Here is a 23,001-nt window from a genome sequence, read left to right as displayed (position 1 = left end):
CTTGGAACAATTATTATCTTTAGATTTTGGTGGGTATGTCGCCCTGGCGTTTATTCTTTATGTGATTCGTGAATCAGGTAGGGTCCCAAACAGTTTAATCCCTGTTGTGGGTCTTTTTTTAGGACTAGCATTTGCGTTCTTCGAGTACAGAAATTTTGACTTTGACGTGATGTTGGAAGGAATTAAGTATGCAATGTTGGGTGTCGGGACGGTCGCAGGAATTAAATATGCTCAAGAAAAGAGGGATTTATAATGGAATTCATTTATCCAGCAAAAGGTAAAATAACTTCTCGTTTCGGCAAAGATTTTCTGAATGGTATTGCCAGGATCCACAATGGAATAGATATTGCTCAGGGTGGCATAAATGAGGTTGTGGCTTCAGCCGGTGGCAGAGTGTCCAAATCGTATCTATCATCTTCATACGGCGAGTGTGTGTTCATTCTGCATGATATTAATGGACAAGAATTTGAAACAGTATACGCACACATGAGATCCGGGTCCCGGAAGGTAAGGGAAGGGGACCGTGTTACCCAGGGGCAGCCAATCGGAATCATGGGGGACACAGGGAATTCCTTTGGACAGCATCTTCACTTTGAGATGCACAAAGGCAGATGGAATATTGGTAAGAGTAAAGCTGTGGATCCATTAGATTATCTATTAAAGGATCTTTCACCTTCAACCTCTTCAGGTGTTCACATTGTAAAGTTCGGTGATACTCTTTGGGAAATTGCTAAGGACAATAACCTTTCTGTGAGTGAGTTAAAAACATTGAGTGGATTAATGTCTGATGTGATTCACCCAGGAGATAAATTAATATTGAGTGGATCATCATCATATGTAGGCAAAAGGGCAGAATGTAAAGTGACCAAACTAAGATTTTACTCTAAGCCATCCTGGGATGCTAAATATGTAGTGGACTATCTTTCAGAAGGTTATGGATTCCCCACGATCGTAAGGAAATTAAAAGTAGACGATGCGTATCAGTTTGAAGTGAAGAATTCAAAAGGCAAAACGTTTTATGTTACTGCAAATGAAAAATATATCCGTGTAGAATAATTGTGTCTTATCTAGAGAACAATATTGATCACACCATGAACTACAGTGGATCATAAGTGAAGGCCCCTCTCAATCGAGAGGGGCTAAAAAAATCCCCCTAAATTGTTAATTATATGGTAAAATTACAAATGTTAGTTGATATATAGGGGTGGTTACATGCTTTACCTAACTGTACTTACAGAAACAAAGACCTTTAAGAAGTTTGATGAATCTCTTTCAAATCAAGTAATAAATCTTAATCCGAAATTCTTTCTTTTTTCTTTGTACTTGATAGGAGCAATCATTATTTTGTACTGGGCAGTAAAAATATATAAAATGTATAAAGCTCCCGGTTCAGAATTGATTAAAGAATATAAATTAGATTTGGAAAAGACCATGGCTGATTCAAAACAAAAATCACAAATAATGACACTCATGGATCAGGTCAACAAAGAGATTCCCGAGTTACATAAACTTTCGGGGTTGAGTGATAAAACACTACTGATAAGTAGAGGTCGGAAAGTAACTGATATGATTATCGAACAAATTCCCCTAACTTTGAAAAGTATGAAAAACATCAGGCATAGATGTGCGGTATTTGCAGTTGATCCAGATGATCCTGATAATTTAAAGATATTTGAGGGTTGTGGATTTAGTATTAATGGAAAAGAAAAATTAAGATTGAAAATTGATTCATCAATAGCAGGAAATGTTTTCTCTTCTGGAGAATATAGTTATTGTAAGGATTTAACGAAGGAAAAAGACTTCAAACCACATCCAAAAGCCACAAAGAGTTATTCTTCGTTACTTTGTGTTCCAATCAAAATTGATGGGTTTACACTAGCGGTATTAAGTATTGATGGTTCAGAAACAGATTGCTTCTCACCTGATGATATAAGTTATTTCCAAATATTTTCTAATCAATTAGCAATAATTTTTGATATTATGGGTAAAGATATAATATTAGGAGGTATGACAAATGGCGAAAAAGTTCAGAACACTGGATGAAGCTAGAGTTGCATATCTAAACGACAAGATTACTCCAGAAGAGTTTTCTTCATTTTTGAAAAGGTTTTCAATCGCTGACAATGAAAGAAAATCAATTGAAAAGAATTCTAAAAAGATTGAAAGAAAGCTCGCTACAGTTTAAAACCTCTCTATTTTGAGAGGTTTTTTACTTTAATTTCTTCTTCTTTTAATAATTTAGCCATTTCATCAATTGTACACACGGCATCAAAAACTTTGTCTGGATCTAACCCCATTTCCTTAAAACGGGAGATGACCTCTTCCCACGTTTTCTTCATACTCCTTCACCTCACCTTTTATATCTTCTTCATTGTTAGCCATTATTTTTTCCACGATCATTTCACGGCAACCGTGCTCTCTCCACACTTGATATTTCCATTTAGAAGCAAGCTCAGGCAATTTATTTCTGCTGCATCTGAATCGATTAAATCTAAGTATACCAGTGCCCTCGATTCTTATATGTAATTCCATTTTAAAGTTCACTCTTTCTCCCTCCAAAAGACATTGGTATTTTTCACCTATTATCATCATAAGTATATCTCAAGTGGTTCACAAGTGAACCAGAAATTATGATAGGGGAGAGGTTGAATTGACTAATATAAAAAAGGTAACTCTGTGTTTAAATGTGGATGACCCTGAACAAAAAGAATTATTTGATTTTGTTTCAAAGCTTCCTAATGGGTCCAAACGGAATGGGAGCTCATTCTTAAAGACCCTCGTAGACCGGGAATATCAAAGAACACTCCAAAAAAAAGAGGTAATTAAGACATCCGGGGGAGGAATTACCTTACGGTTATGACCTCCCTTCACCCTACTCTTTTGTTACATTGTTACACGGTTGACACTGTCAATTGTCATGACATTTGGAAGGGGGTGTCTTGATGATAGAAGGAAAGGGGTTAGGAAATAAGAAAGTAAACAGGGTGAACATTTCACTGACTAACAAGATGAATACAAAACTGAATAAGTTGTCCGTAGCTTGTAATATGAAACCGACCACTCTCGCTTGTCTCCTGGTGGAAAAGTGTTTAAACGACCCAGAATTGGTGTTTAAGCTGCAGCAGGAGCACTGTGTATATTCTGCCTACAGAGTCGTACCTATTAAGGGCTTCAATAGTGGCGAAATCGAATATGTGCTAAGTGAAAGGGGATAATGATATGATCTCGTTTATTGCTGGGATAATATGTTCTACGATGTTGTTTGCTTTAATAAAAGATAATGTTGGTGAGTGGGAAGAGGTTGAGGAAGGACCCGGAAATCCGGGTGAAGTTGAAATTAATGATCATTCAATACGGCATGTAACCTTGTCCTGCCAGACCTGTAGGAAACTGAAAAAGCATAAAGAGATTGAACCGAACTTGTTTCAGTGTATGAAATGTAAGAGACACATTGATATTCGTGCCTCATAGACATAGTGAAAGTATGTTTGAATTTTATTGTATTTACATAACATGTTCCACGGGTAGCGGAAAGACGACGACATTGTATTCCCTTGTCCACCATTGTTCCGTTGCACTGAACCGGAACGTGATCACATTGGAAGATCCCGTAGAAAAACAGCACGATGAAATGGTGCAAATTCAGGTGAATGAAAAGGCGGGGATTACCTATTCAGCAGGGCTGAAGGCGATATTAAGGCATGATCCAGATATTATCATGGTCGGGGAAATCCGGGACAGGGAGACGGCGGAAGTAGCGATTCGAGCGAGCTTGACCGGGCATCTCGTCATATCTACTATGCATACCAGGGATGCGAAAGGGGCGATTTACCGTTTGATGGAGTTCGGCATCGAATGGCATGACATTGAACAGACGCTCCTCGCCGTTTCCGCTCAGCGTTTATTGAAGTTGGTCTGTCCGCTCTGCAAGACAGAGTGCGGAGGGAAGTGCCTTCATGGAAAGCACGCCAACCGGGCATCCGTGTATGAAATCATCACCGGCAGTGCCCTGAAAGAAGTGTTGAAGGAAGCGAAGGGGGAAGCGGGGAAATATCGGTATCAGTCCCTTCAAATGTTGATCAATAAGGGGGTGGCACTGGGCTTTGTTTCAGAACTTGAATATAAGAAATGGGTTCATGAAGAAAAGTGATGATCAAGGGAAATTCCTGAAAAGACTGGGTGATCTCATCCAGAAGGGCTATACTTTTTCAGAAGCCATTGATTTTCTTCTCCTTCCCAAGGAAAAGAACACAACAAAATTAAAGAAAAGAATGATTGCCTCATTACAAAAGGGAGAATCCATTTCTTCCGTCATCCATAAGCAACTGAAGATTCCAAGCCATGTCAGCGCCCAGATTTTTTTCGCCGAACACCATGGCCAAATGGGCCAGACCCTCTCGGAAGCAGGGGCTTATCTCATAAAGAAAAGAAAAAATCAGCAAAAAGTACAGCAAGTCATTCAATATCCCCTCATGCTCATCATCATTTCAATCATGATGATGGTCATGCTGCGAAAAGTCCTGTTTCCAAGGTTTCAATCTCTATATGCTTCCCTTGGTTATACCCCTTCAACAAAGCTGACCTACCTGCTTCACTTCATTGAAAACTTTCCGATGATGATGAGTATCGGTTTTATTTTCATCCTCACTGCAGGCGTATTCCTGCTCCTGTTCAAAGACAGGATTTCCCCTGTGAAAGTCTCACGAACCCTGTGTATGATCCCTTATCTCTCTACCTATTTCAAACTTGGTCATTCCCATTTTTTCGCAAAGGAATTGAGCTTTTTACTCACAAGTGGAGTGTCGATCACAGAGTCCCTCCTTATCATTGAAAGTCAAACGTTCAGACCCACACTGCAATATATTTCAGCTCAATGCATCAAAAAATTGAGAGAAGGAAAGCCGTTCAATGACTGTCTCTCATCCCTCCCTTTTTTTCAAAATGAATTGTCCTTTGTGGTCCTTCACGGCCAGACAAATGGAAGGCTGGCAGAGGAACTTTCATTGTACAGTGAGATCTGTTTTCAGGAATTAGAAGAGAAAACCAATGCACTGCTCAAATATATCCAGCCCTTGATTTTCTCATTTGTTGGTTTATTTATCATGGCCATCTACTTCTCCATCATGATGCCGCTCTTTCAAATGATGCAGGGAGTGTAGGCATGAAAGTCGTTCAGTAATCAAATCAGGAGGTTTATTATGTTCAAAAATGAAAAAGGATTTACGCTGATCGAAATGATGATCGTCTTACTCGTCATCTCTGTCCTGTTGTTCATTACGATCCCGAATGTAACCAACCAGAGTAATTCCATCAGTAGTAAGGGCTGCGAGGCTTTTGTCCACATGGTCGAAGGTCAGATCGAGGCGTATAAGATGGACGGAAATGCGCTTCCTGTCACGACCGCGACCCTTGTGGAGGAAGGGTATTTGAATGAGGAATATAAAGCCTGTCCTGATGGAAGTGCGATCACCATAGACGGGAATGGGAAAGTGAGTGCGAATTAAGGGGGAAGGAGGCTACACGCTGATTGAAATGATGATCGTCCTTCTGGTGGTTTCGACCCTCCTGTGGTGGGTAACCTTTTCCGCGGTCCCAATGAGAGATTCCGTTGCAAAAGACCTCTTTCTTACCCAACTACAATCAGATCTTTATCAGATCCAAAGTTATAGTATACGCCATCAATCACAGGTGATTCTTACGTTTTATCCCCTTTCGAATAAATATGTGGCAAGAGAAGTGACGAGGAAAACGATCCTCACGAGACAGCTTTCAGCTGGAATCAAGATCTCTTCGTCGAGCAACCTTGAGGATATCACGTTCTATCCGGACGGCAATACCAATCGGTTTGGAAAAGTGAACTTTAAAGCTGGGGATGGGATCCTTCAACTGATGTTTCAGATAGGGCAGGGACGATTTTATGTACAGGAACTCTAATGGATTTTCCCTTCCTGAATCCCTCGTTGCCTTCAGCTGCGTTCTCCTGATCAGCGGTATTTTCATTCCCTTCCTTATTCAGTATGCGGCCCGTCTCGAGATGCTGCAGCATGAGGTGGAAGCATTGAAGTTCTTGAGGGAAGGGGTGGAGGGTACAATCGTCAGTCGGGAATACACAGGTCACGCACGAACATATAAAGGAGTGCGGTATGAATTCATGTGGAGGGGAGCAGTGCATGAAGAAGCGTGTGTACAATATAGCAAAGGACAAGAATCGAAAGAAGTATGTATATCCCAGAATGAATGACAAGGGATATACGCTCATCGAGGCGATGATCAGCTTTACTATATTCATCATGATTTCCATCAGCATTCCCCTGGTGATGAAATGTTTCTCCACAATCAAACAAGACATGGTGCCTCCCCATTATTATGAATGGAATCTATTTAATGAAAGTTTAAGGAACGAGCTTTGGGGAGGAAGGAATGTCCTTGTCACATCTGACAAAATTTCATTCACGCTCAACAATAAAAGGATTTCATATGAGAAATATCAGGGTTCGGTCAGAAGAAGAGTAGATCAGAAAGGCCATGAAGTCGTGTTACAGTCTGTAAAAGCGTTTAAGTTCTCACCCGTACGGAAAGGGGTGCATATGGATGTGGAGTTTGAGGGAGATGAGAAGGCAGAGGCAGCATTATATTACTTTTCAGAGGGCGCAGTCCCGTAACGAAAAAGGTTTCATCCTCCCATATACCTACGTGCTTTTAATGATGGTGATCCTGACAGGAATGGCTGCAAAAGAGCTTTTTATCAGCAAGTACCTATACTTAACAAACATGAAGGGGGTTCTGGAAAGAGAGGTGAGTGTGTCCCATGCGGTACTGATGGAAATCGAGGGTGGGATGCCGTCTGCCAAACAGGTGACGGGCACATATGGTGAAATCGATATGATAAGTGAAGGAATGAATCCCCTGGAAACCCGGCTGGTTGTGACCTTCAAACGGGGAGGAGAGGTTTTTCTTCCTGCAACTGTTGTGTATAATAGGGAAACAAAAGACATAATCAGTTGGGAGTAGAATATGGAACCGTTGTACTTTATCGGATTTATGGGAGTGGGAAAGACGACCATAGGGAAACGTCTGGGAGAAGTGTTGAATCTCCCGGTCGTGGACATGGACAGCTATATTGAAGAAAATGAAGGGACAACCATCAAGGAGATTTTCAATCATCATGGAGAATCTTATTTCAGGGATTTGGAAAGTGAGGCTCTGATGAAGCTGTCTGGCACCCCGGCTATTATCACAACCGGCGGCGGGGTGGTCGAACGTGAAGAGAACCGTCAGCTGCTGAGAGGGAAGCATCAAGTGTTTCATCTCACCTGTCCATTTGACGTGCTCTGGTCACGACTTGAGGGGGATGAGAATCGTCCACTTGTACAAAAGAATTCTAAAGAGCGGCTATCGTCGCTTTACAATCGTCGCCTTCCCCTGTACGAAAGTTGTAATGGGTTCGACATTGAGACGAAAGATCAAACGGTGGAAGAGGTTGTGCAGTCGATTTTGCATAACCTAAAGGGTCGCGCTGAATAAATTCCGCTGCCTGAGGGTACACTGATAAAAGCGGAAGGTGGTGCTTTTATGTCAGTGAATGATTATGTTAAATTTATCACACAAACATTTGTCCAACATTATGAGAAATCACCCCATGAACGTAAAAGCTTGAAGAAAAAAAGGAAGAATGAGCGGGAACCATTTTTATTCCGATGGTTCGGCATCATTCCTTATGCATTCATGATCATGTTCAAGAAACATAAATAGTGTGGATTCCGGCTGCCTGAGGGCAGTCTTTTTTTGGTCCGGAGCAGTTTTCTTCTCCGCTCCGGATCCAGATCAATGGGACTGTTGCAAATAAAAAATCCCTCCATTGATGATATCAATCGAAATCTTAGGTTCATACTGCTCTTTCAATGCCTGCTTCTCCATAAAATAAGATTCCGGTTTTTCTTCCTGATCTCCATAGAAGTGATTCAGCAATTGTAAATCCTCCTGCCACGTTATTCTTGCCTGTTCTGCCCAGTCCACTGGTTCCTTTTTGATCTCTTCGTATATAGACATTTGAATGCGGTTGATGCCGCTTTTCGGTTTAATGATCGGTGTCAGGGTGAATGAAAAGTCCGGAATCTTCGGCGTCAGGTTTCTTCCCAATAAAGACGTATGAAAGTTGTCTTCGATGACGCCGTTGATCAAGTTCAGTCCGACGCTTCGAATGCTATCTTTCTTGCGGTTTGACTGGTATGAAATCTTAATGTTCAATCCAAGCCAGGGGTGAAGGGGTGTCTGTTGACCACTGGGCATACTCCTGTTTTCATATAACCGAATGTACCCGGCTAAATTTCTGGTCGAGTGAAAGATCTGATGCAGACGCGGGGAACCGAAGTGGACGGTCTCCCCTTTGAATTCTTCCGGTGCATGCTCAGGATTGGTCACAAGGGATAGTGTCATCGGGTTTGGCGTGCCCCCGGTTTTCTCAAGATAATGCCAGTAAAAGGGGCGGTTCATCAGCTCTTTATCAAGATCAATTGTCAGCTGGACGGTCATATAGCCGTTCCCGTTCGCCACAAGCTCGCACCCGTTGGCAAGGAAATATCTTTCAAGAAATTGATGAATTTCGTGTTGCTGCATTTGATTTTTCCTCCTTTAACTGCTCAGCGAATTGAATCATGCTCGTTAAGTTCTCCATTTTTATCTTCATTTCCCCTTCCGACCGAGATGAAGTAAGGATATCGGACACATGGTCTTCAAAGTCTTTGAAGTCAAGACGGGTCAAAATCTCATCAAGCTGTCCGATCACCCGTTCAAAGAGGTTGATTTTTTCGTACAAAAGTTTCAGGATATGCTCTTCGACTGTATTCTTGGTGGCGAAGTTATAAATGTGGACATCCTCTGTCTGTCCAAGCCGGTGAACCCGTCCGATCCGCTGTTCGAGCCTCATCGGGTTCCATGGAAGGTCAAAGTTGATGACGTGGTGACAGAATTGGAGGTTGATTCCTTCTCCGCCCGCTTCTGTTGCAATCAGGACTTGTGCATGCTTTTGGAAGAGCTCCCGCATCCAATCTTTTTTACCCCGTTTGAATCCCCCCCTGAACGGAACAGAGCTGATTCCGTGCTGCTTAAGGAACCATTGTAAATATAGCTGGGTCGCCCGGTACTCTGTGAAAATGATGACTTTATCATCAATGGATTGAATGATTTCCAATGCTTTCTCTGCTTTCGAATTGGACGTCACATTTTCGACTTTCTTCATCAGATTGCCTATCGTTTGTTCGAACGCTTCAGAAGGGGATTCTTTCTTTTCGAGCATGTTCTTTAACGTATAAAAGACGGCTTCCCTTGAACTGCATGCTTCCCTTTGAAGAGTCAAAAGAGAGAACGAACTTGCATTCGACCAGTCATCATATCTTCCTTTCAGGGAATCGATCCCCCTATAGAGCGCTCTCTCAGCTTCGTTGAAATCAATCAGGACTGTCTTTACATGACGTTTCGTCCATTCGATGCCCGTATCTCCCCGCCTGTTTCTGATCATCACTTTATTAATGAGGCTTTTCAGGTTTTCATCTTCCTCTAGGCTCCGGACGCCCTTTTTATATCTGTCTGTAAATCCCGATTCGTTCCCAAGGTGTCCTGGCTTCAGCAGAGAAACAAGGTGGAAAATCTCTTCCACCCGGTTCTGGATCGGTGTGGCCGTAAGCAGCAGGCAGAATTTTTTCTTGAGGTTTTGCACAAATTCATAGTTTTTTGTTTTGTGATTCTTGAGTTTATGAGCTTCGTCAATGATGACCAGGTCATAGTCCTGCTCGTATACCTTTTCCCTGTGAGGGCTCCGCTTTGCCGTGTCCATGGAAGAGACGACGATATCGCACTGATCCCATACATAGCTTTTTCGCTGGGGGACGGCCGGGATAAAGAATTTACTGTTCAATTCGTACGCCCACTGAGACACCAGGGAGGCGGGAACGAGTATCAATACCTTCTTCACGAGACCCCGGATCATGTATTCTTTCAGGATCAGTCCCGCTTCAATCGTTTTTCCCAACCCGACTTCATCTGCAAGGATCGCTTTACCGTTCATCGTCTCCACAACCTGCTTTGCTGCTTCCAGCTGATGGGGGAGCGGAGTGACATTTGCCAAATGTTTCGGAGCCTGCAACCCTTCAAAGTTCGGAATTGCAAGATGTTGTTCAAATTCGATGGCAAGCTTATAAAGCTCCCAATTCCCCCAAGGACCGTCGTTTGCAATCAGATCATCCAGCCCTTCTCCCCACTCTTCATCAAATATTACTTCAACATTCATCAGAAAAACATCTCCTTATTTCTTATAAAAATGATTGCTCAAATCTCGCATTTAATGGTAGGATGAAAATAGATTTTCAAAAGTTTGAAAAAATCGAAAATCCGAACATTCATAGTGATAACATTTCTTCTGTATAGTTCTAGTATGACCAATTGTTTCAAGGAATATTGGCGAATGATGACAAGGGGAGAGACTGTGCATTCAGCGCCGAAGGAGCAAGCACGTAACAGTGTGAATCTCTCAGGCAAAAAGACTCTTGTTGGACGCAACTCTGGAGAGTGTTTCGACTTAGGAAACCACCAAAGGGGAAAGCCGTTCTTCGGTAAACTTTCAGGTGCAAGGACAGAGAAAACTTCTTATTAAAAGGGGTTTTTCTGTCCTTTTTTTCATGGGGAAAACGTGGTTATGCCAGAATGAAAGGAAGATGAAGGGGGAAAAGTCATGTCAGAGTTAAAACAAACGCCTTTATACGATGTTTACAAAGAGTATGGAGGGAAGACCATCGACTTCGGTGGCTGGGCTTTACCAGTGCAATTTTCAAGCATTAAAGAAGAACATGAAGCGGTAAGGTCCCGGGCAGGACTATTCGATGTTTCTCATATGGGAGAAATTGAAGTGAAAGGCGAAGGGGCGCTGGACTTCTTACAAAAAATGATGACCAACGATGTCTCCAAAGTGAAAGACGGAGGCGCGCAATATACGGCCATGTGCTACGAAAATGGTGGAACCGTCGATGACTTGCTGGTTTATAAAATAAAAGATCACGATTACTTACTTGTTGTGAATGCAGCAAATATAGATAAAGATTTTCAATGGTTGAAAGAGCATCAGGGAGATAATGTGGAGGTCAACAACATTTCTGAAAAAATGGCACAGTTGGCTCTCCAAGGCCCGCTCGCAGAAGAGGTATTACAGACACTCACAAAGACTTCACTCGGGGATATCGGTTTCTTTAAATTCCAGATAGAAGTGGAGATCGATGGCAAGGAGGCCCTTGTTTCACGTACAGGTTATACAGGGGAAGACGGATTCGAAATTTATTGTGATGCACAGGATGCAGCCCATATATGGAAAGTGATCCTGGATGCAGGCGGGGATCAGGGCGTCCTTCCTTGTGGACTCGGTGCCCGGGATACATTGCGATTTGAAGCGAATCTTGCCCTGTACGGACAGGAGCTGTCTCAATCGATCACACCGATAGAAGCTGGAATCGGATTCGCTGTGAAAGTGAATAAAGAAGTGCCGTTTATCGGTCAGGAAGTATTAAAGCAGCAAAAAGAAGAAGGGGCGTCACGGAAGCTCGTTGGGATTGAAATGATCGACCGGGGCATCCCCCGTCACGGCTATAAAGTATTTTCCGGTGAAGAAGAGATCGGCGAGGTCACAACCGGTACACAATCTCCTACTTTAAAGAAAAATGTGGGATTGGCCCTCTTAAATAAAGATTTCACTGAATTGGGTACGGAAGTGATGGTTGAAATCAGGGGCAAAAAGTTAAAAGCGGCAGTTGTCGCAACACCTTTTTACAAAAGACCAAAGAAATAGGGGAGGAATGACGGTCATGAAGCATCGTTATTTACCGATGACAGAGCAGGATCAAAGGGAAATGTTAGACAGCATAGGCGTGGAAAGCGTGCACGATTTATTTGAGGATATTCCTGAACAGGTGCGTTTCAAAGGAGATTATAATATCAAGAAAGCGAAGTCCGAGACGGAGTTGGTGAAAGAACTTACCAAAATGGCCGCAAAGAACGCTGATTTGAAAAGCCATGCATCCTTCCTGGGTGCAGGGGTATATGACCATTACATGCCGATCATTGTCGATCATGTATTATCCCGTTCAGAATTTTATACAGCTTATACACCTTACCAGCCGGAAATCTCCCAGGGGGAACTGCAGGCAATCTTCGAATTCCAGACGATGATCTGTGAGCTGACCGGCATGGACGTGGCCAATTCATCCATGTACGACGGAGGAACGGCCCTTGCGGAGGCAGCTATGCTTTCGGCAGGTCAAACGAGAAGAAAGAAAGTCCTCGTTTCAAGTACGGTACACCCGGAGTCCAGAGATGTATTAAGATCGTATGCGAAAGGTCAATATATCGATGTGGTGGAAATTCCCCATGTGAACGGTGTGACGGATGTAGAAGAATTGAAAAGCTTAATGAGTGATGAAATCGCTGCAGTCGTCGTTCAATACCCTAACTTTTTCGGGCGTGTGGAAGAGCTGAAGGCAATTGAGGAAATCGTTCATGCCGATAAAGCAATGTTCGTTGTTTCTTCCAATCCATTGGCGCTGGGGGCGTTGACACCTCCTGGACAATTAGGTGCTGATATCGTCATCGGCGATGCCCAGCCGTTCGGAATTCCAAGTGCCTTCGGTGGACCTCACTGCGGTTATTTTGCCGTGAACAAAAAGCTGATGAGGAAAGTGCCTGGGCGACTTGTCGGCCAGACCGTCGATGAAGACGGAATCCGCGGCTTCGTTCTGACTCTTCAAGCCCGTGAACAGCATATCCGCCGTGACAAGGCGACGTCCAATATTTGTTCAAATCAGGCGTTGAATGCACTCGCAGCATCGGTTGCAATGACGGCACTCGGCAAGCAGGGCGTAAAAGAAATGGCCATCCAGAATATCCAAAAGGCCCATTATGCAAAAGAAGCGTTTAAAGCTAAAGGATTCACCATCGCCTTTGAAGGGCCTTCATTCAATGAGTTTGTCATCAAAGTGGATAGACCGGTGAAGGAGATCAATCAAAAGCTTCTTACTAAAGAAATGATCGGTGGTTATGATTTAGGTTTGATGGATGACAGCTTATCGCATCATATGCTGGTCGCTGTTACAGAACTTCGCAGCAAAGAAGAAATCGACGCATTCGTAGCGGAAGTGGGGGATTGTCATGAATAAGCAAGATCAGCCTCTTATTTTTGAATTATCGAAAGAAGGACGCACAGGTTACAGCCTGCCGGAACTGGATGTACCACAGGTGGAACTGTCTGACCTCATCCCGTCTGATTATATCCGACAAGATGCACCGGAGCTTCCAGAGGTATCCGAGCTTGATATCATGCGTCATTATACGGCCCTGTCAAAGCGTAATCACGGGGTCGATTCAGGCTTCTATCCATTGGGATCTTGTACGATGAAATACAACCCGAAGGTGAATGAGAACGTTGCACGACTGAACGGTTTTGCCCACATCAACCCACTTCAGGAAGCTGAAAGCGTACAGGGTGCCCTGGAACTGATGTATGATCTTCAGGAACATCTGAAAGAAATCACGGGTATGGATGAAGTGACCCTTCAGCCTGCTGCGGGGGCACACGGCGAGTGGACCGGTCTTATGATGATCCGTGCTTATCACGAGGCAAATGGGGATACCCACCGCACCAAGGTGATCGTACCTGACTCAGCTCATGGAACGAATCCTGCAAGTGCCACGGTTGCCGGATTTGAAACGGTTACCGTGAAATCAGATGAAAACGGTCTTGTTGATTTAGAAGATCTAAAGCGGGTAGTCGGAGATGATACAGCTGCCCTGATGCTGACAAATCCGAATACGCTTGGCTTATTTGAAGAAAACATTTTGGAAATGGCTTCCATCATTCATGGAGCAGGCGGTAAGCTGTATTATGACGGAGCGAACCTGAACGCGGTGCTTTCGAAAGCGAGACCGGGGGATATGGGATTTGACGTCGTGCATTTGAATCTTCATAAGACGTTCACCGGTCCTCACGGGGGCGGCGGTCCGGGAAGCGGTCCTGTAGGCGTGAAGGAGGACTTGATCAAGTACCTTCCTAAACCGGTCCTTGTGAAAAAAGGAGAACAATTTGAATTCGATTATAACCGTCCTGATTCCATCGGTCGTGTGAAACCGTACTATGGGAACTTCGGCATCAATGTCCGTGCCTATACGTATATCAGAACGATGGGGCCGGATGGACTGAGAGCCGTTACAGAGAATGCCGTCCTTAATGCAAACTACATGATGCGCCGTCTTGCACCTTATTTTGATCTGCCGTATGACCGTCATTGTAAACATGAATTCGTCATCAGTGGAAAACGTCAGAAAAAGCTGGGTGTACGTACGCTGGATATTGCGAAACGACTGTTGGATTTCGGCTATCATCCACCGACCATATATTTCCCGCTGAATGTAGAAGAATGCATGATGATCGAACCGACTGAAACTGAATCAAAAGAAACACTTGATTCATTCATCGATGCCATGATCCAGATTGCGAAGGAAGCGGAAGAAACCCCTGAAATCGTGCAGGAAGCGCCTCACACAACAATCGTGAAGCGTATGGATGAAACACTGGCAGCGAGAAAACCCGTCCTTCGTTATATGAAGGAAAGCGAATAGAATCGTAAATCCCCGCAGCGAATGGCCGCGGGGATTTTTTGTGCACCTACCCTTTTTGGTGGGGAATATATCAAAAAAAGGATCACCTTAAAGGCAATCCTTTTCGTATTTATTTCTTGTGTTTCACTTTACCGGTCCACTTTTTGAAACCGCCCTGTAACTGATGCAGATCTCTGTATCCTTTACGGTGCAGCATTTGAGCTGCACGGCCGCTGCGAAGACCGCTTTGGCAATAAAGATAAACAGGTTGATCGGCGCGGATTTCTTTTTGTCTCATTTTAATTTGAGAGAGAGGGATGTTGCGGGCCCCGAGGACGTGGCCATTGTCGAATTCGTTTGCTTCACGGACATCTATCAATTGAGCTTTGCGGTACCCTGCCCGAAATTCTTCTTCATTCAAGGTGTTTACGACTCTCTTTTGATAGAAGAACGTAAATAGTGAATAAATGATGATTCCACCCAATACGATTAATAGAATATATAATCCTTCCATCATTCATGCTCCTTTCTACAAATGCGCTACCTTCTATTATATTCATGTAGGCCGGCAGAATCAAAACAAATTTATTATTTTCATGCATACACTTTCCAATCTGTTTTCCTTTGTTTTTTGAAATGGATTTGATAGACTAGTAACGGACTTAGTGAGTTGAATGATTTACATATAAATGACACAACAGAGACGAAATGAATGAGGGATGGAATATGAAAAAAGAAACATGGAGATTCATCGATTCAGGGCATTGTTCCCCGTCCTATAATATGGCGCTTGATGAAGCACTCCTTGATTGGCACAGCCAAGGGAAGATACCGCCGACGATTCGTTTTTACGGCTGGGACCCGGCCACACTTTCAGTTGGATACTTCCAGAGAGTTGAAAAGGAAATCAATCTTGATGCGGTTAAAGAGCACGGGCTCGGATTTGTGAGAAGGCCGACTGGGGGAAGGGGTGTCCTGCATGAACACGAATTGACGTATAGTGTAATCGTGTCAGAGGATCATCCTGAAATGCCTAAAACGGTAACAGAAGCATACAGGGTCATCTCTGAAGGGATATTGAAAGGATTTCAAGCACTCGGCCTTGAAGCCTATTTCGCCGTCCCTAAAACGGCAGAAGAGCGGGAAGGATTGAAAAACCCCCGTTCAGCAGTCTGTTTTGATGCACCAAGCTGGTATGAACTGGTTGTCGAAGGAAGAAAAGTGGCTGGAAGTGCCCAAACACGTCAAAAGGGCGTCATCCTTCAGCATGGTTCCATTCTTTTGGATCTCGATGAAGATAAGCTGTTCAGTCTGTTTAAATATCCATCCGACAGGGTGAAAGAAAGGATGCAGCGTGCATTCAAAAATAAGGCAGTTGCCATGAACGAAATCAGTACTGAGACCATCACAATGGACATGGCAAAGGTAGCATTCAAAAAAGGTTTTGAGGATGGTTTGGATATTTATCTCGAACCTTATGAACTTTCTGATGAAGAAACACAATATGTTGAGGACCTTGCAAAGTCAAGATACGAGTCCGATGAATGGAATTACAAACGTTAAAAAAAGTTTTTGTAGAAAAAAAGCGATGATTGTCGCTTTTTTCCTGTTTTACCAAGGATTGCGGTTGTTTGATTTATATCAAGTTCTAAAATACTAGAATTCAGTCATGCTTTAGATCTTTTTCTATTATTTTCTCCCGTTTTCTATTTTTATCAGCTGATTATCCGTTTGACAAACAAAAGAACAGTTGACCTGAAACACAATATGTGGTGTGTTGTATATTTTTGCGCACACAATATGTTGTGTTTATTTATTGCTTTTCAAAATAAGCTATGGTATCGTAATATTTGAAAACAAACACCAAAGGAAATCACATATATTGAAACATTCGAGATAGAAGGAGTTGTCTTTATGACTGTTGCGTCGAAAAACACAATGAAATTAAACATCGAAAGATTAAACCAGGATATCGGATTATTTCCTCAGGTACATCCTATAACCCCGGATATGACTACCACCCACAAAGGTGTATCCCGTCTTGTCATGATTGATCGCTATTCCTTCAAGGACACTGAAAAAATCACACTTTCAGAAGGGGACTTTGTCGTACTCACGATCAAGGAGGATCCCAAATTTCCGGCACGTGGATTGGGTTATATCTCAAGCATCGACTGGGAAACGAAAAAGGCGGATGTTTGGATCGAAGAAGAGTACAGAAGTGCGATAGACAAACCTGAGGAAATGGAAAAAGGTATCGTATCAAGAAACCTTGATGTGATCGAAAAACCTCTTGAAGTCTATTACGAACAAATTGCAAAGCGTAACGCAACAGGCTTGGCAGAAGTGGAAGAAACTCCTGAAAAAAGACAAGTTTGGTTCGAGAAGTTCTATCATGAATTAGTGAACCTCCATTTCGTTCCTGCAGGCCGGGTGTTGTACGGAGCAGGCGCAGGTACGGACGTCACATACTTCAACTGTTATGTGATGCCTTTCGTCCAGGATTCCCGTGAAGGAATCTCAGAACACCGCAAGCAGGTAATGGAAATCATGAGCCGGGGCGGCGGTGTCGGAACGAACGGATCGACGCTTCGTCCACGCAACACGCTTGCTAAAGGCGTGAACGGTAAATCTTCCGGTTCTGTTTCTTGGCTGGATGATATCGCAAAGCTGACACACCTGGTTGAACAGGGCGGTTCAAGACGCGGTGCGCAGATGATCATGCTGTCAGATTGGCATCCCGACATTATTGAATTCATCATTTCCAAAATGCAAAACCCGCGTATCCTCCGCTATCTTCTCGAAAACACAGAAGACGAAACGATCAAGAAGGCTGCAGAGGATAAACTGAAATTCACCCCTCTGACGGAACAAGAGGAAGCGATGTATCAAGGCATCCTGAATTATAGACAAATCCCTGGATACGGTGGATTCGATGCGAAAATCCTTAAGCATGCAGAAGAAAAGCTCCGCACCGGAGGGACTTACAGCGTTCACAATCCTGAGTTCCTCACAGGGGCGAACATTTCTGTCTGCCTGACGAGCGACTTTATGGAAGCAGTGGAAAATGATCGTGAATATGAGCTGCGCTTCCCTGATGTGGAAAGCTATAATGAAGAGCAGATGAAATATTATAACGAAGAATGGCACAACGTAGGTGATGTGCGCGAGTGGGAGAAGCTTGGCTATAAAGTGCGTACATACCGTAAAGTCAAGGCGAAGGAGCTTTGGAATCTGATCAATGTGTGTGCAACCTACTCTGCAGAGCCTGGGATCTTCTTTATCGATAACGCAAATGATATGACAAATGCCAAAGCATACGGCCAAAAGGTAGTGGCGACAAACCCGTGCGGTGAGCAGCCTCTTGCCCCGTATTCCGTTTGTAACCTGGCAGCAGTCAACCTTGCCCGGTTTGCCGACAAAGAAACGAAGACAGTTGATTTTGAAAAGTTGAAGCGGACCGTCGAAGTGGGTGTACGTATGCAGGACAACGTCATCGATGCGACGCCATACTTCCTTGATGAAAACAAAAAGCAGGCCCTCGGTGAACGACGTGTCGGCCTCGGCGTCATGGGACTTGCTGACTTATTGATCTACTGTGAGAAAGAATACGGTTCTGAAGAAGGTAATAAGCTTGTAGATGAAGTGTTTGAGGTCATTGCCACGACGGCATACCGTGCTTCAGTGGAATTATCAAAGGAAAAAGGGAGCTTCCCATTCCTGACCGGAAGTACGGACGAAGAAACGAAAGCTTTACGAAAAGCATTTGTTGAAACCGGCTTTATGAAGAAAATGCCTGCAGATGTCCGACATGACATTGAACAGTACGGCATCCGTAATTCCCATCTGTTGACGGTCGCTCCGACTGGTTCAACAGGTACGATGGTAGGTGTATCAACAGGTCTTGAACCATACTTCTCCTTCACCTACTACAGAAGTGGACGCCTTGGTAAATTCATTGAAGTGAAGGCAGACATCGTTGAGGATTACTTGAAGAGAAATCCTGAAGCGGATGCCGACAATCTGCCGGAATGGTTTGTTTCTTCCATGAGCTTGGCGCCTCAGGCACATGCCGACGTTCAATGTGTGATCCAGAACTGGATCGACAGCTCTATTTCCAAAACGGTCAACGCCCCGCGTGGATATACGGTGGAACAGGTGGAAAAAGTGTATGAGCGTCTGTATAAAGGCGGAGCGAAAGGTGGAACCGTGTATGTCGACGGAAGCCGTGATTCCCAGGTGCTTACCCTGAAAGCGGAAGAAAACAGCTTCGATGACGAAGACGGACAGGAACAAAAAGAAATCCCTACATCGAAAAAGCCGATCGTATTGCTTGATACGATCCAGGATGTTCGTTCGACGGATGTCACGATCGGTTCAGAAGTTGGGAATACGTGCCCTGTGTGCCGTAAAGGAACGGTCAAAGACATGGGTGGCTGTAACACATGTACCAATTGCGGTGCACAGCTGAAATGCGGTTTATAATCGAAGAATGATAGGAAGGGACCCGCTCCCTTCCTATTTTTTTATTCTAAATTCCCCCACTTTGAATTAAAGATGTAGTAGTAGACATTGAAGGAGTGGGGCTATGGAAATCGATGGTGTATTTTCGGGTGGAGGAATCAAAGGGCTCGCACTGATCGGTGCCTATCAGGCGATAGAAGAAAAGGGCTATCGCTTTAAAAGGATAGCAGGAACCAGTGCAGGAGCGATCGTCGCTTCATTTATCGCTGCGGGTTATTCAAGCAGTGAAATCATGAAAATCATGGATGAAATTGACCTGAAGGAATTACTGGATACGAACGCGATCATCTCTCTTCCCATCATCAAATGGTTTCGGGTGTACTACCGGTTGGGTTTATATAAAGGGATGGCCCTTGAGAACTGGCTGGAAGAGAAGCTGAAAGCGAAAGGGATTTATACATTTGCCGACCTTCCGAAGAATTCACTCCGGGTCATCGCCTCTGATCTGACGAATGGAAGGCTGCTGGTGCTTCCTGATGATCTTGAAAAGTATGGGATACCGAAAGAGACATTTCCGGTCGCCAGGGCGATACGCATGAGTGCAAGTATTCCTTATTTTTTTGAACCTGTAAAGTTAAAATCTTTGGCCGGTGTCAGCTTCCTTGTGGATGGAGGCGTCCTCAGTAATTTCCCCTTATGGCTATTTGACGCAGAAAATGTCCAGCATGTGAGGCCGGTCCTTGGGGTGAAACTGAGCCATGATCTTATCGCAAGACCAAAAAAACAAATCAAAAATGCGATCGATTTATACGAGGCGCTTTTTATCACAATGAAAGATGCCCATGATTCCCGTTACATTTCAAGAAAGCTCGAAAAAAATATCATCTTCATCCCGACAGAAGGGGTGCTGACAACCGAATTCTCCTTAACCCCGGAGAAGAAAAAGGAACTGATCACATACGGGAAATTGAGGGCGGAAACCTTTTTGGAAAACTGGCCGGTATAAAAAAACAATCGAGCTCCTAAAACGAAGCTCGATTGTTTTTTTTATTCTTTTTACCTTCAATCACGGTTAGTTTAGCGTTTGATTTCTTACGCGTCCCGCGCTTTTTCGACACATTCGATACTTGAGGCCTTTTTGAAGATTGCTTCTTATGCCGCTTCTTTGATTGCTTGGCTGCTTTCAGAAACGCTCTTTGCTCATTACTATTACCAGCCCGCCTGCCGCTGAACCACCTGCGGTATGCAAAATAAATGATTCCGATCAGAGCTGCTGTGAAAAGTAATTGTTTGGCAAGCCCTAACGGATTTCCGAACAGGGAATGTCCGAGACCGATGATCGCCAACAAAATTAAAGTGAAAACAACAATATTACGAGCGTTCAACAAAGCCACCTCCTAACATGACAGTCCATCTTGAATCTGACTTATACTATTATTCTAGACAATTAAAGGGTTTTTTAACCGTGTTTCATGCTTTTTTATCTGCTGTTTATATGTGTGTCTCCCCTGCTTTTTCTGAAACTTTGAAAGATATGTTCTATTTTACTAAAAATTGATGGAAAGCACTAGGGAAAGCAGTTCGTTATTCATATTTCCCGCCACATTCCTGTCATAAGTGAACGGGGTGAAATTTCAACTTATCATGCAAATGTTTACATCATTGGGACATACTACGAATGGAGGTGTTGCATATGGCAGAGCAGAAAGGTCAACATGAAAAGGTGCAGGAGGGGACGGAAGAAAGTAAGGAAAATCCCCGCTTAGAACAAAATCAGAGTGAAAAGCCACTTTCATTCACAATGATGGTCGTCGTGACGGGATTTATCGGCGGAATGCTGTGGAGTGCGGTCGGGTACATCTGTTACTTCTTTTCCTTTACGAAGATTGAACCAAATATCATCTTCGAGCCCTGGGCGGTGGGAGAATGGGTGGATACATGGATTGGGATTATCCTATCCATCGTGGCTTACGGCATTATCTCAATTGGAGTGGCACTCATCTATTATGGTCTGTTGCGTAAGTTTAAATCAATGTGGGTGGGCGTTGCCTATGGAGTAGCACTGTATTTTGCCTTCTTCCTGTTGCTTAATCCGCTGTTCCCAAGCCTGAAATCTTTTCAAGCGATTGATTATCACACATTGATCACCACCTTTTGCCTGTATGTGCTGTATGGCGTGTTCATCGGCTACTCGATTTCATATGAAGAGAATGAGTTGAGGCATCAAGGTGAAAAAGAAAGATCAGGGGAAGTATCCCATTAAGAATCCTATTTATCAGACAATTATGTAGGTATAGGTAAATGGTTTATGTTAGAATGTTCTTGATGAACATTCTATTTTTTTAGGAGTTTACATATGATGAAAATCTTGCTTTTGAATGGTCCGAACTTAAATCGGTTAGGCAGGCGTGAACCACATATTTACGGCCACGTCACCCTTGCCCAGCTTGAAAACAGGCTAGCATCCCTGGCAGAAAAGGAAGACTGCCGGCTGAAAGCGGCCCAGTCGAATCATGAAGGGGAATTGATTGACCTCATCCATCAGGCAGAAGATGAAGGTTATGGAGGGATTATCTTGAACCCGGGGGCCTTCACCCATTACAGCTACGCATTAAGAGATGCTGTCGCTTCAGTATCCGTGCCTGTTGTGGAAGTACATATTTCAAATATTCATGCCCGTGAAGCATTCAGACACCAGTCCGTTGTGGCTCCTGAAACAATCGGTCAGATCGTCGGTCTGGGGTTGTTCGGGTATGAATTGGCATTGCAAGCAATAATGAAGAATCATAAAGGAGTGGAAGATGATGAAGCTTGAACGCTTACGTGAAGCTTTTGCAGAAAATCAATTAGACGGAATCCTTTTAACGAGTGCCTATAACCGCCGTTATATGACCAATTTTACAGGTTCATCGGGTGTGGCATTAATCTCAAAAGAAAAAGCCCTATTCATCACCGATTTCCGTTACATCGAACAAGCGACGGAACAAGCTGCAGGTTATGAAATCGTACAGCATTCGGGACCGATCCAGGAAGAAGTGGCGAAACAGGCAAAGAGGCTTGGCATACAGAAGCTTGGCTTTGAGAAGAATGACATGACCTACAGTGCTTATGAAAACTATCGTGGAGTCGTTGAATCTGAAATGGTGCCGGTAGCAGGCTTAGTGGAAAAGTTACGCTTGATTAAGACATCGGAAGAGCTTAATATAATTAAGGATGCGGCAGATATTGCCGATGCAGCATTTAAGCATATATTAGATTTTATCAAGCCGGGTGTGACAGAGTTGGAAGTGTCCAACGAATTAGAGTTTTTCATGAGAAAAGCAGGGGCAACTTCATCTTCCTTCGATATCATCGTGGCCTCAGGTAACCGTTCTGCCCTGCCTCACGGTGTGGCAAGTGATAAAGTCATTGAAAAAGGTGATTTTGTAACGCTTGATTATGGCGCATACTATAAAGGTTATTGCTCAGATATGACGCGTACGGTATCTGTTGGGGAACCGAGTGAGAAATTGAAGGAGATCTATGACGTCGTTCTTCAATCACAGCTTCTGGCCATGGAAAACATCAAGCCTGGCATGACAGGTAAAGAAGCGGATGCAATCGCCCGTGATTACATAACGGAAAAAGGTTATGGCGAGTATTTCGGCCATTCACTCGGTCATGGAATCGGTCTTGAAGTCCATGAAGGCCCTGGTTTATCTTCACGCTCCGACGTGGTGCTAGAGCAGGGAATGATCGTGACAGTAGAACCGGGCGTCTATGTGCCTGGTGTTGGCGGGGTACGTATCGAAGATGATACACTCATAACGGAAGATTCCAATGAAACACTGACACACTCAACTAAAGATCTAATCATTCTACCACTTTAGACCTGATTCAGGCCTACTAGACAATAGGAGGAATAAA

General features: G+C 43.7%; 29 protein-coding genes and 2 riboswitches. Of the genes, 23 read left to right on the top strand and 6 right to left on the bottom strand.

The annotated features are described in order from the left end of the window. The first annotated feature begins 1 nt into the window (after position 1). From KH172YL63_RS14435 to KH172YL63_RS14420, 4 genes are all read left to right on the top strand, one after another. On the top strand, positions 2-253 hold the full coding sequence (locus tag KH172YL63_RS14435) for a hypothetical protein (RefSeq protein ID WP_197747079.1): 252 nt from the start codon (positions 2-4) through the stop codon (positions 251-253). Then, positions 250-1,056, top strand: a complete 807-nt coding sequence (locus tag KH172YL63_RS21635; RefSeq protein WP_232066200.1) for a M23 family metallopeptidase — start codon at positions 250-252, stop codon at positions 1,054-1,056. The genes KH172YL63_RS14435 and KH172YL63_RS21635 overlap by 4 nt, the downstream gene beginning before the upstream one ends. Before the next feature lie 156 nt (positions 1,057-1,212). Continuing rightward, positions 1,213-2,043, top strand: coding sequence for a GAF domain-containing protein (locus KH172YL63_RS14425; RefSeq protein ID WP_173106762.1), 831 nt, complete (start codon positions 1,213-1,215; stop codon positions 2,041-2,043). Beyond that, positions 2,015-2,185 carry a hypothetical protein gene (locus tag KH172YL63_RS14420; protein ID WP_173106761.1) on the top strand — a complete coding sequence of 57 codons (171 nt, stop codon included), beginning with the start codon at positions 2,015-2,017 and terminating at the stop codon, positions 2,183-2,185. Before KH172YL63_RS14425 ends, KH172YL63_RS14420 begins: the two co-directional genes overlap by 29 nt. Positions 2,186-2,192: 7 nt before the next feature. On the opposite strand, the gene KH172YL63_RS14415 is transcribed toward KH172YL63_RS14420, so the two are convergent. Together KH172YL63_RS14415 and KH172YL63_RS14410 are read right to left on the bottom strand one after the other, a co-directional pair. After that, positions 2,193-2,339: a hypothetical protein gene (locus KH172YL63_RS14415; protein WP_173106760.1), complete on the bottom strand. Its 147-nt coding sequence runs from the start codon at positions 2,337-2,339 to the stop codon at positions 2,193-2,195. Further along, positions 2,302-2,544 (bottom strand): hypothetical protein, encoded by a 243-nt coding sequence (locus KH172YL63_RS14410; RefSeq protein WP_173106759.1) that lies wholly within the window; start codon positions 2,542-2,544, stop codon positions 2,302-2,304. The genes KH172YL63_RS14415 and KH172YL63_RS14410 overlap by 38 nt, the downstream gene beginning before the upstream one ends. Positions 2,545-2,942: 398 nt before the next feature. Here KH172YL63_RS14410 and KH172YL63_RS14405 point away from each other — a divergent pair, with 398 nt between their 5' ends. From KH172YL63_RS14405 to KH172YL63_RS14360, 10 genes are all read left to right on the top strand, one after another. Beyond that, on the top strand, positions 2,943-3,215 hold the full coding sequence (locus KH172YL63_RS14405) for a hypothetical protein (protein ID WP_173106758.1): 273 nt from the start codon (positions 2,943-2,945) through the stop codon (positions 3,213-3,215). A gap of 269 nt (positions 3,216-3,484) precedes the next feature. Continuing rightward, complete coding sequence (locus KH172YL63_RS14400) at positions 3,485-4,150, top strand: ATPase, T2SS/T4P/T4SS family (protein ID WP_173106757.1); 666 nt, start codon at positions 3,485-3,487, stop codon at positions 4,148-4,150. Continuing rightward, entirely contained in the window at positions 4,137-5,159 is a 1,023-nt protein-coding gene (gene comGB / locus KH172YL63_RS14395; RefSeq protein WP_173106756.1) for a competence type IV pilus assembly protein ComGB, read from the top strand. Before KH172YL63_RS14400 ends, comGB begins: the two co-directional genes overlap by 14 nt. Positions 5,160-5,198: 39 nt before the next feature. Continuing rightward, positions 5,199-5,504 carry a competence type IV pilus major pilin ComGC gene (comGC, locus tag KH172YL63_RS14390; protein ID WP_173106755.1) on the top strand — a complete coding sequence of 102 codons (306 nt, stop codon included), beginning with the start codon at positions 5,199-5,201 and terminating at the stop codon, positions 5,502-5,504. Next, entirely contained in the window at positions 5,494-5,934 is a 441-nt protein-coding gene (comGD, locus tag KH172YL63_RS14385) for a competence type IV pilus minor pilin ComGD (protein WP_173106754.1), read from the top strand. Before comGC ends, comGD begins: the two co-directional genes overlap by 11 nt. Beyond that, positions 5,918-6,241, top strand: a complete 324-nt coding sequence (locus tag KH172YL63_RS14380; RefSeq protein ID WP_173106753.1) for a type II secretion system protein — start codon at positions 5,918-5,920, stop codon at positions 6,239-6,241. Before comGD ends, KH172YL63_RS14380 begins: the two co-directional genes overlap by 17 nt. After that, entirely contained in the window at positions 6,171-6,662 is a 492-nt protein-coding gene (comGF, locus tag KH172YL63_RS14375) for a competence type IV pilus minor pilin ComGF (RefSeq protein ID WP_173106752.1), read from the top strand. Before KH172YL63_RS14380 ends, comGF begins: the two co-directional genes overlap by 71 nt. Next, entirely contained in the window at positions 6,592-7,011 is a 420-nt protein-coding gene (locus tag KH172YL63_RS14370; RefSeq protein WP_173104251.1) for a hypothetical protein, read from the top strand. The genes comGF and KH172YL63_RS14370 overlap by 71 nt, the downstream gene beginning before the upstream one ends. 3 nt (positions 7,012-7,014) lie before the next feature. Further along, the gene (locus KH172YL63_RS14365) at positions 7,015-7,524 is read left to right on the top strand and encodes a shikimate kinase (protein ID WP_173106751.1); all 510 of its coding nucleotides are present in this window, start codon (positions 7,015-7,017) and stop codon (positions 7,522-7,524) included. 48 nt (positions 7,525-7,572) lie between these two features. Continuing rightward, positions 7,573-7,752 (top strand): YqzE family protein, encoded by a 180-nt coding sequence (locus KH172YL63_RS14360; RefSeq protein WP_173106750.1) that lies wholly within the window; start codon positions 7,573-7,575, stop codon positions 7,750-7,752. 72 nt (positions 7,753-7,824) lie between these two features. Here KH172YL63_RS14360 and KH172YL63_RS14355 read toward each other — a convergent pair whose 3' ends face one another. Further along, positions 7,825-8,616: a YqhG family protein gene (locus KH172YL63_RS14355; RefSeq protein WP_173106749.1), complete on the bottom strand. Its 792-nt coding sequence runs from the start codon at positions 8,614-8,616 to the stop codon at positions 7,825-7,827. Then, positions 8,585-10,285, bottom strand: coding sequence for a DEAD/DEAH box helicase (locus KH172YL63_RS14350; RefSeq protein WP_173106748.1), 1,701 nt, complete (start codon positions 10,283-10,285; stop codon positions 8,585-8,587). The genes KH172YL63_RS14355 and KH172YL63_RS14350 overlap by 32 nt, the downstream gene beginning before the upstream one ends. A gap of 174 nt (positions 10,286-10,459) precedes the next feature. Further along, positions 10,460-10,551, top strand: a riboswitch (glycine riboswitch). Between the two features lie 3 nt (positions 10,552-10,554). Beyond that, positions 10,555-10,633, top strand: a riboswitch (glycine riboswitch). 93 nt (positions 10,634-10,726) lie between these two features. On the opposite strand from KH172YL63_RS14350, the gene gcvT reads away from it, so the two are divergent. Genes gcvT through gcvPB form a run of 3 tightly spaced genes read left to right on the top strand, consistent with a single transcriptional unit; the run spans position 10,727 to position 14,652 of the window. Then, positions 10,727-11,830, top strand: coding sequence for a glycine cleavage system aminomethyltransferase GcvT (gene gcvT / locus KH172YL63_RS14345; RefSeq protein WP_173106747.1), 1,104 nt, complete (start codon positions 10,727-10,729; stop codon positions 11,828-11,830). Positions 11,831-11,846: 16 nt separating this feature from the next. After that, positions 11,847-13,193: an aminomethyl-transferring glycine dehydrogenase subunit GcvPA gene (gene gcvPA / locus KH172YL63_RS14340; RefSeq protein ID WP_173106746.1), complete on the top strand. Its 1,347-nt coding sequence runs from the start codon at positions 11,847-11,849 to the stop codon at positions 13,191-13,193. After that, entirely contained in the window at positions 13,186-14,652 is a 1,467-nt protein-coding gene (gene gcvPB / locus KH172YL63_RS14335) for an aminomethyl-transferring glycine dehydrogenase subunit GcvPB (protein ID WP_173106745.1), read from the top strand. Before gcvPA ends, gcvPB begins: the two co-directional genes overlap by 8 nt. A 109-nt stretch (positions 14,653-14,761) precedes the next feature. On the opposite strand, the gene KH172YL63_RS14330 is transcribed toward gcvPB, so the two are convergent. Next, the gene (locus KH172YL63_RS14330) at positions 14,762-15,145 is read right to left on the bottom strand and encodes a rhodanese-like domain-containing protein (protein WP_173106744.1); all 384 of its coding nucleotides are present in this window, start codon (positions 15,143-15,145) and stop codon (positions 14,762-14,764) included. Between the two features lie 212 nt (positions 15,146-15,357). Between KH172YL63_RS14330 and KH172YL63_RS14325 the strand changes: the two genes are divergently transcribed. The 3 genes from KH172YL63_RS14325 to KH172YL63_RS14315 all read left to right on the top strand — a co-directional run bounded on the left by KH172YL63_RS14325 (position 15,358) and on the right by KH172YL63_RS14315 (position 20,101). Then, a complete protein-coding gene (locus KH172YL63_RS14325; RefSeq protein ID WP_173106743.1) occupies positions 15,358-16,194 on the top strand; it encodes a lipoate--protein ligase family protein in 837 nt (278 codons plus the stop codon). A 351-nt stretch (positions 16,195-16,545) separates the two neighbouring features. Next, positions 16,546-19,116: a vitamin B12-dependent ribonucleotide reductase gene (locus KH172YL63_RS14320; protein ID WP_173106742.1), complete on the top strand. Its 2,571-nt coding sequence runs from the start codon at positions 16,546-16,548 to the stop codon at positions 19,114-19,116. Between the two features lie 103 nt (positions 19,117-19,219). Further along, complete coding sequence (locus KH172YL63_RS14315; protein WP_173106741.1) at positions 19,220-20,101, top strand: patatin-like phospholipase family protein; 882 nt, start codon at positions 19,220-19,222, stop codon at positions 20,099-20,101. Between the two features lie 16 nt (positions 20,102-20,117). On the opposite strand, the gene KH172YL63_RS14310 is transcribed toward KH172YL63_RS14315, so the two are convergent. After that, the gene (locus KH172YL63_RS14310) at positions 20,118-20,480 is read right to left on the bottom strand and encodes an SA1362 family protein (protein WP_173106740.1); all 363 of its coding nucleotides are present in this window, start codon (positions 20,478-20,480) and stop codon (positions 20,118-20,120) included. Between the two features lie 308 nt (positions 20,481-20,788). Here KH172YL63_RS14310 and KH172YL63_RS14305 point away from each other — a divergent pair, with 308 nt between their 5' ends. The 3 genes from KH172YL63_RS14305 to KH172YL63_RS14295 all read left to right on the top strand — a co-directional run bounded on the left by KH172YL63_RS14305 (position 20,789) and on the right by KH172YL63_RS14295 (position 22,964). Then, a complete protein-coding gene (locus KH172YL63_RS14305) occupies positions 20,789-21,358 on the top strand; it encodes a YqhR family membrane protein (protein WP_173106739.1) in 570 nt (189 codons plus the stop codon). Positions 21,359-21,451: 93 nt separating this feature from the next. Continuing rightward, positions 21,452-21,910 carry a type II 3-dehydroquinate dehydratase gene (gene aroQ, locus KH172YL63_RS14300; protein WP_173106738.1) on the top strand — a complete coding sequence of 153 codons (459 nt, stop codon included), beginning with the start codon at positions 21,452-21,454 and terminating at the stop codon, positions 21,908-21,910. Then, a complete protein-coding gene (locus tag KH172YL63_RS14295) occupies positions 21,897-22,964 on the top strand; it encodes a M24 family metallopeptidase (protein ID WP_173106737.1) in 1,068 nt (355 codons plus the stop codon). The genes aroQ and KH172YL63_RS14295 overlap by 14 nt, the downstream gene beginning before the upstream one ends. Positions 22,965-23,001 lie beyond the last annotated feature (37 nt).

The organism is Bacillus sp. KH172YL63 (genome assembly GCF_011398925.1).
GTDB lineage: Bacteria > Bacillota > Bacilli > Bacillales > Bacillaceae_B > Rossellomorea.
Note: the sequence above shows the minus strand (reverse complement) of the source record. Positions and strands in the feature narration are given on the sequence as shown.

Bases quoted from the DNA above. Each gene is read 5' to 3' on its own strand.
- KH172YL63_RS14315 (WP_173106741.1), top strand. From the start codon at position 19,220: ATGGAAATCGATGGTGTATTTTCGGGTGGAGGAATCAAAGGGCTCGCA.
- aroQ (WP_173106738.1), top strand. From the start codon at position 21,452: ATGATGAAAATCTTGCTTTTGAATGGTCCGAACTTAAATCGGTTAGGC.
- KH172YL63_RS14405 (WP_173106758.1), top strand. From the start codon at position 2,943: ATGATAGAAGGAAAGGGGTTAGGAAATAAGAAAGTAAACAGGGTGAAC.
- KH172YL63_RS14330 (WP_173106744.1), bottom strand. From the start codon at position 15,145: ATGGAAGGATTATATATTCTATTAATCGTATTGGGTGGAATCATCATT.
- KH172YL63_RS14325 (WP_173106743.1), top strand. From the start codon at position 15,358: ATGAAAAAAGAAACATGGAGATTCATCGATTCAGGGCATTGTTCCCCG.
- KH172YL63_RS14320 (WP_173106742.1), top strand. From the start codon at position 16,546: ATGACTGTTGCGTCGAAAAACACAATGAAATTAAACATCGAAAGATTA.
- comGB (WP_173106756.1), top strand. From the start codon at position 4,137: ATGAAGAAAAGTGATGATCAAGGGAAATTCCTGAAAAGACTGGGTGAT.
- KH172YL63_RS14295 (WP_173106737.1), top strand. From the start codon at position 21,897: ATGATGAAGCTTGAACGCTTACGTGAAGCTTTTGCAGAAAATCAATTA.
- comGC (WP_173106755.1), top strand. From the start codon at position 5,199: ATGTTCAAAAATGAAAAAGGATTTACGCTGATCGAAATGATGATCGTC.
- gcvT (WP_173106747.1), top strand. From the start codon at position 10,727: ATGTCAGAGTTAAAACAAACGCCTTTATACGATGTTTACAAAGAGTAT.
- gcvPA (WP_173106746.1), top strand. From the start codon at position 11,847: ATGAAGCATCGTTATTTACCGATGACAGAGCAGGATCAAAGGGAAATG.
- gcvPB (WP_173106745.1), top strand. From the start codon at position 13,186: ATGAATAAGCAAGATCAGCCTCTTATTTTTGAATTATCGAAAGAAGGA.
- KH172YL63_RS14360 (WP_173106750.1), top strand. From the start codon at position 7,573: ATGTCAGTGAATGATTATGTTAAATTTATCACACAAACATTTGTCCAA.
- KH172YL63_RS14380 (WP_173106753.1), top strand. From the start codon at position 5,918: ATGTACAGGAACTCTAATGGATTTTCCCTTCCTGAATCCCTCGTTGCC.
- KH172YL63_RS14370 (WP_173104251.1), top strand. From the start codon at position 6,592: ATGTGGAGTTTGAGGGAGATGAGAAGGCAGAGGCAGCATTATATTACT.
- comGF (WP_173106752.1), top strand. From the start codon at position 6,171: ATGAAGAAGCGTGTGTACAATATAGCAAAGGACAAGAATCGAAAGAAG.
- KH172YL63_RS14425 (WP_173106762.1), top strand. From the start codon at position 1,213: ATGCTTTACCTAACTGTACTTACAGAAACAAAGACCTTTAAGAAGTTT.
- KH172YL63_RS14365 (WP_173106751.1), top strand. From the start codon at position 7,015: ATGGAACCGTTGTACTTTATCGGATTTATGGGAGTGGGAAAGACGACC.
- KH172YL63_RS14355 (WP_173106749.1), bottom strand. From the start codon at position 8,616: ATGCAGCAACACGAAATTCATCAATTTCTTGAAAGATATTTCCTTGCC.
- KH172YL63_RS14400 (WP_173106757.1), top strand. From the start codon at position 3,485: ATGTTTGAATTTTATTGTATTTACATAACATGTTCCACGGGTAGCGGA.
- KH172YL63_RS14305 (WP_173106739.1), top strand. From the start codon at position 20,789: ATGGCAGAGCAGAAAGGTCAACATGAAAAGGTGCAGGAGGGGACGGAA.
- KH172YL63_RS14415 (WP_173106760.1), bottom strand. From the start codon at position 2,339: ATGAAGAAAACGTGGGAAGAGGTCATCTCCCGTTTTAAGGAAATGGGG.
- KH172YL63_RS14420 (WP_173106761.1), top strand. From the start codon at position 2,015: ATGGCGAAAAAGTTCAGAACACTGGATGAAGCTAGAGTTGCATATCTA.
- KH172YL63_RS14350 (WP_173106748.1), bottom strand. From the start codon at position 10,285: ATGAATGTTGAAGTAATATTTGATGAAGAGTGGGGAGAAGGGCTGGAT.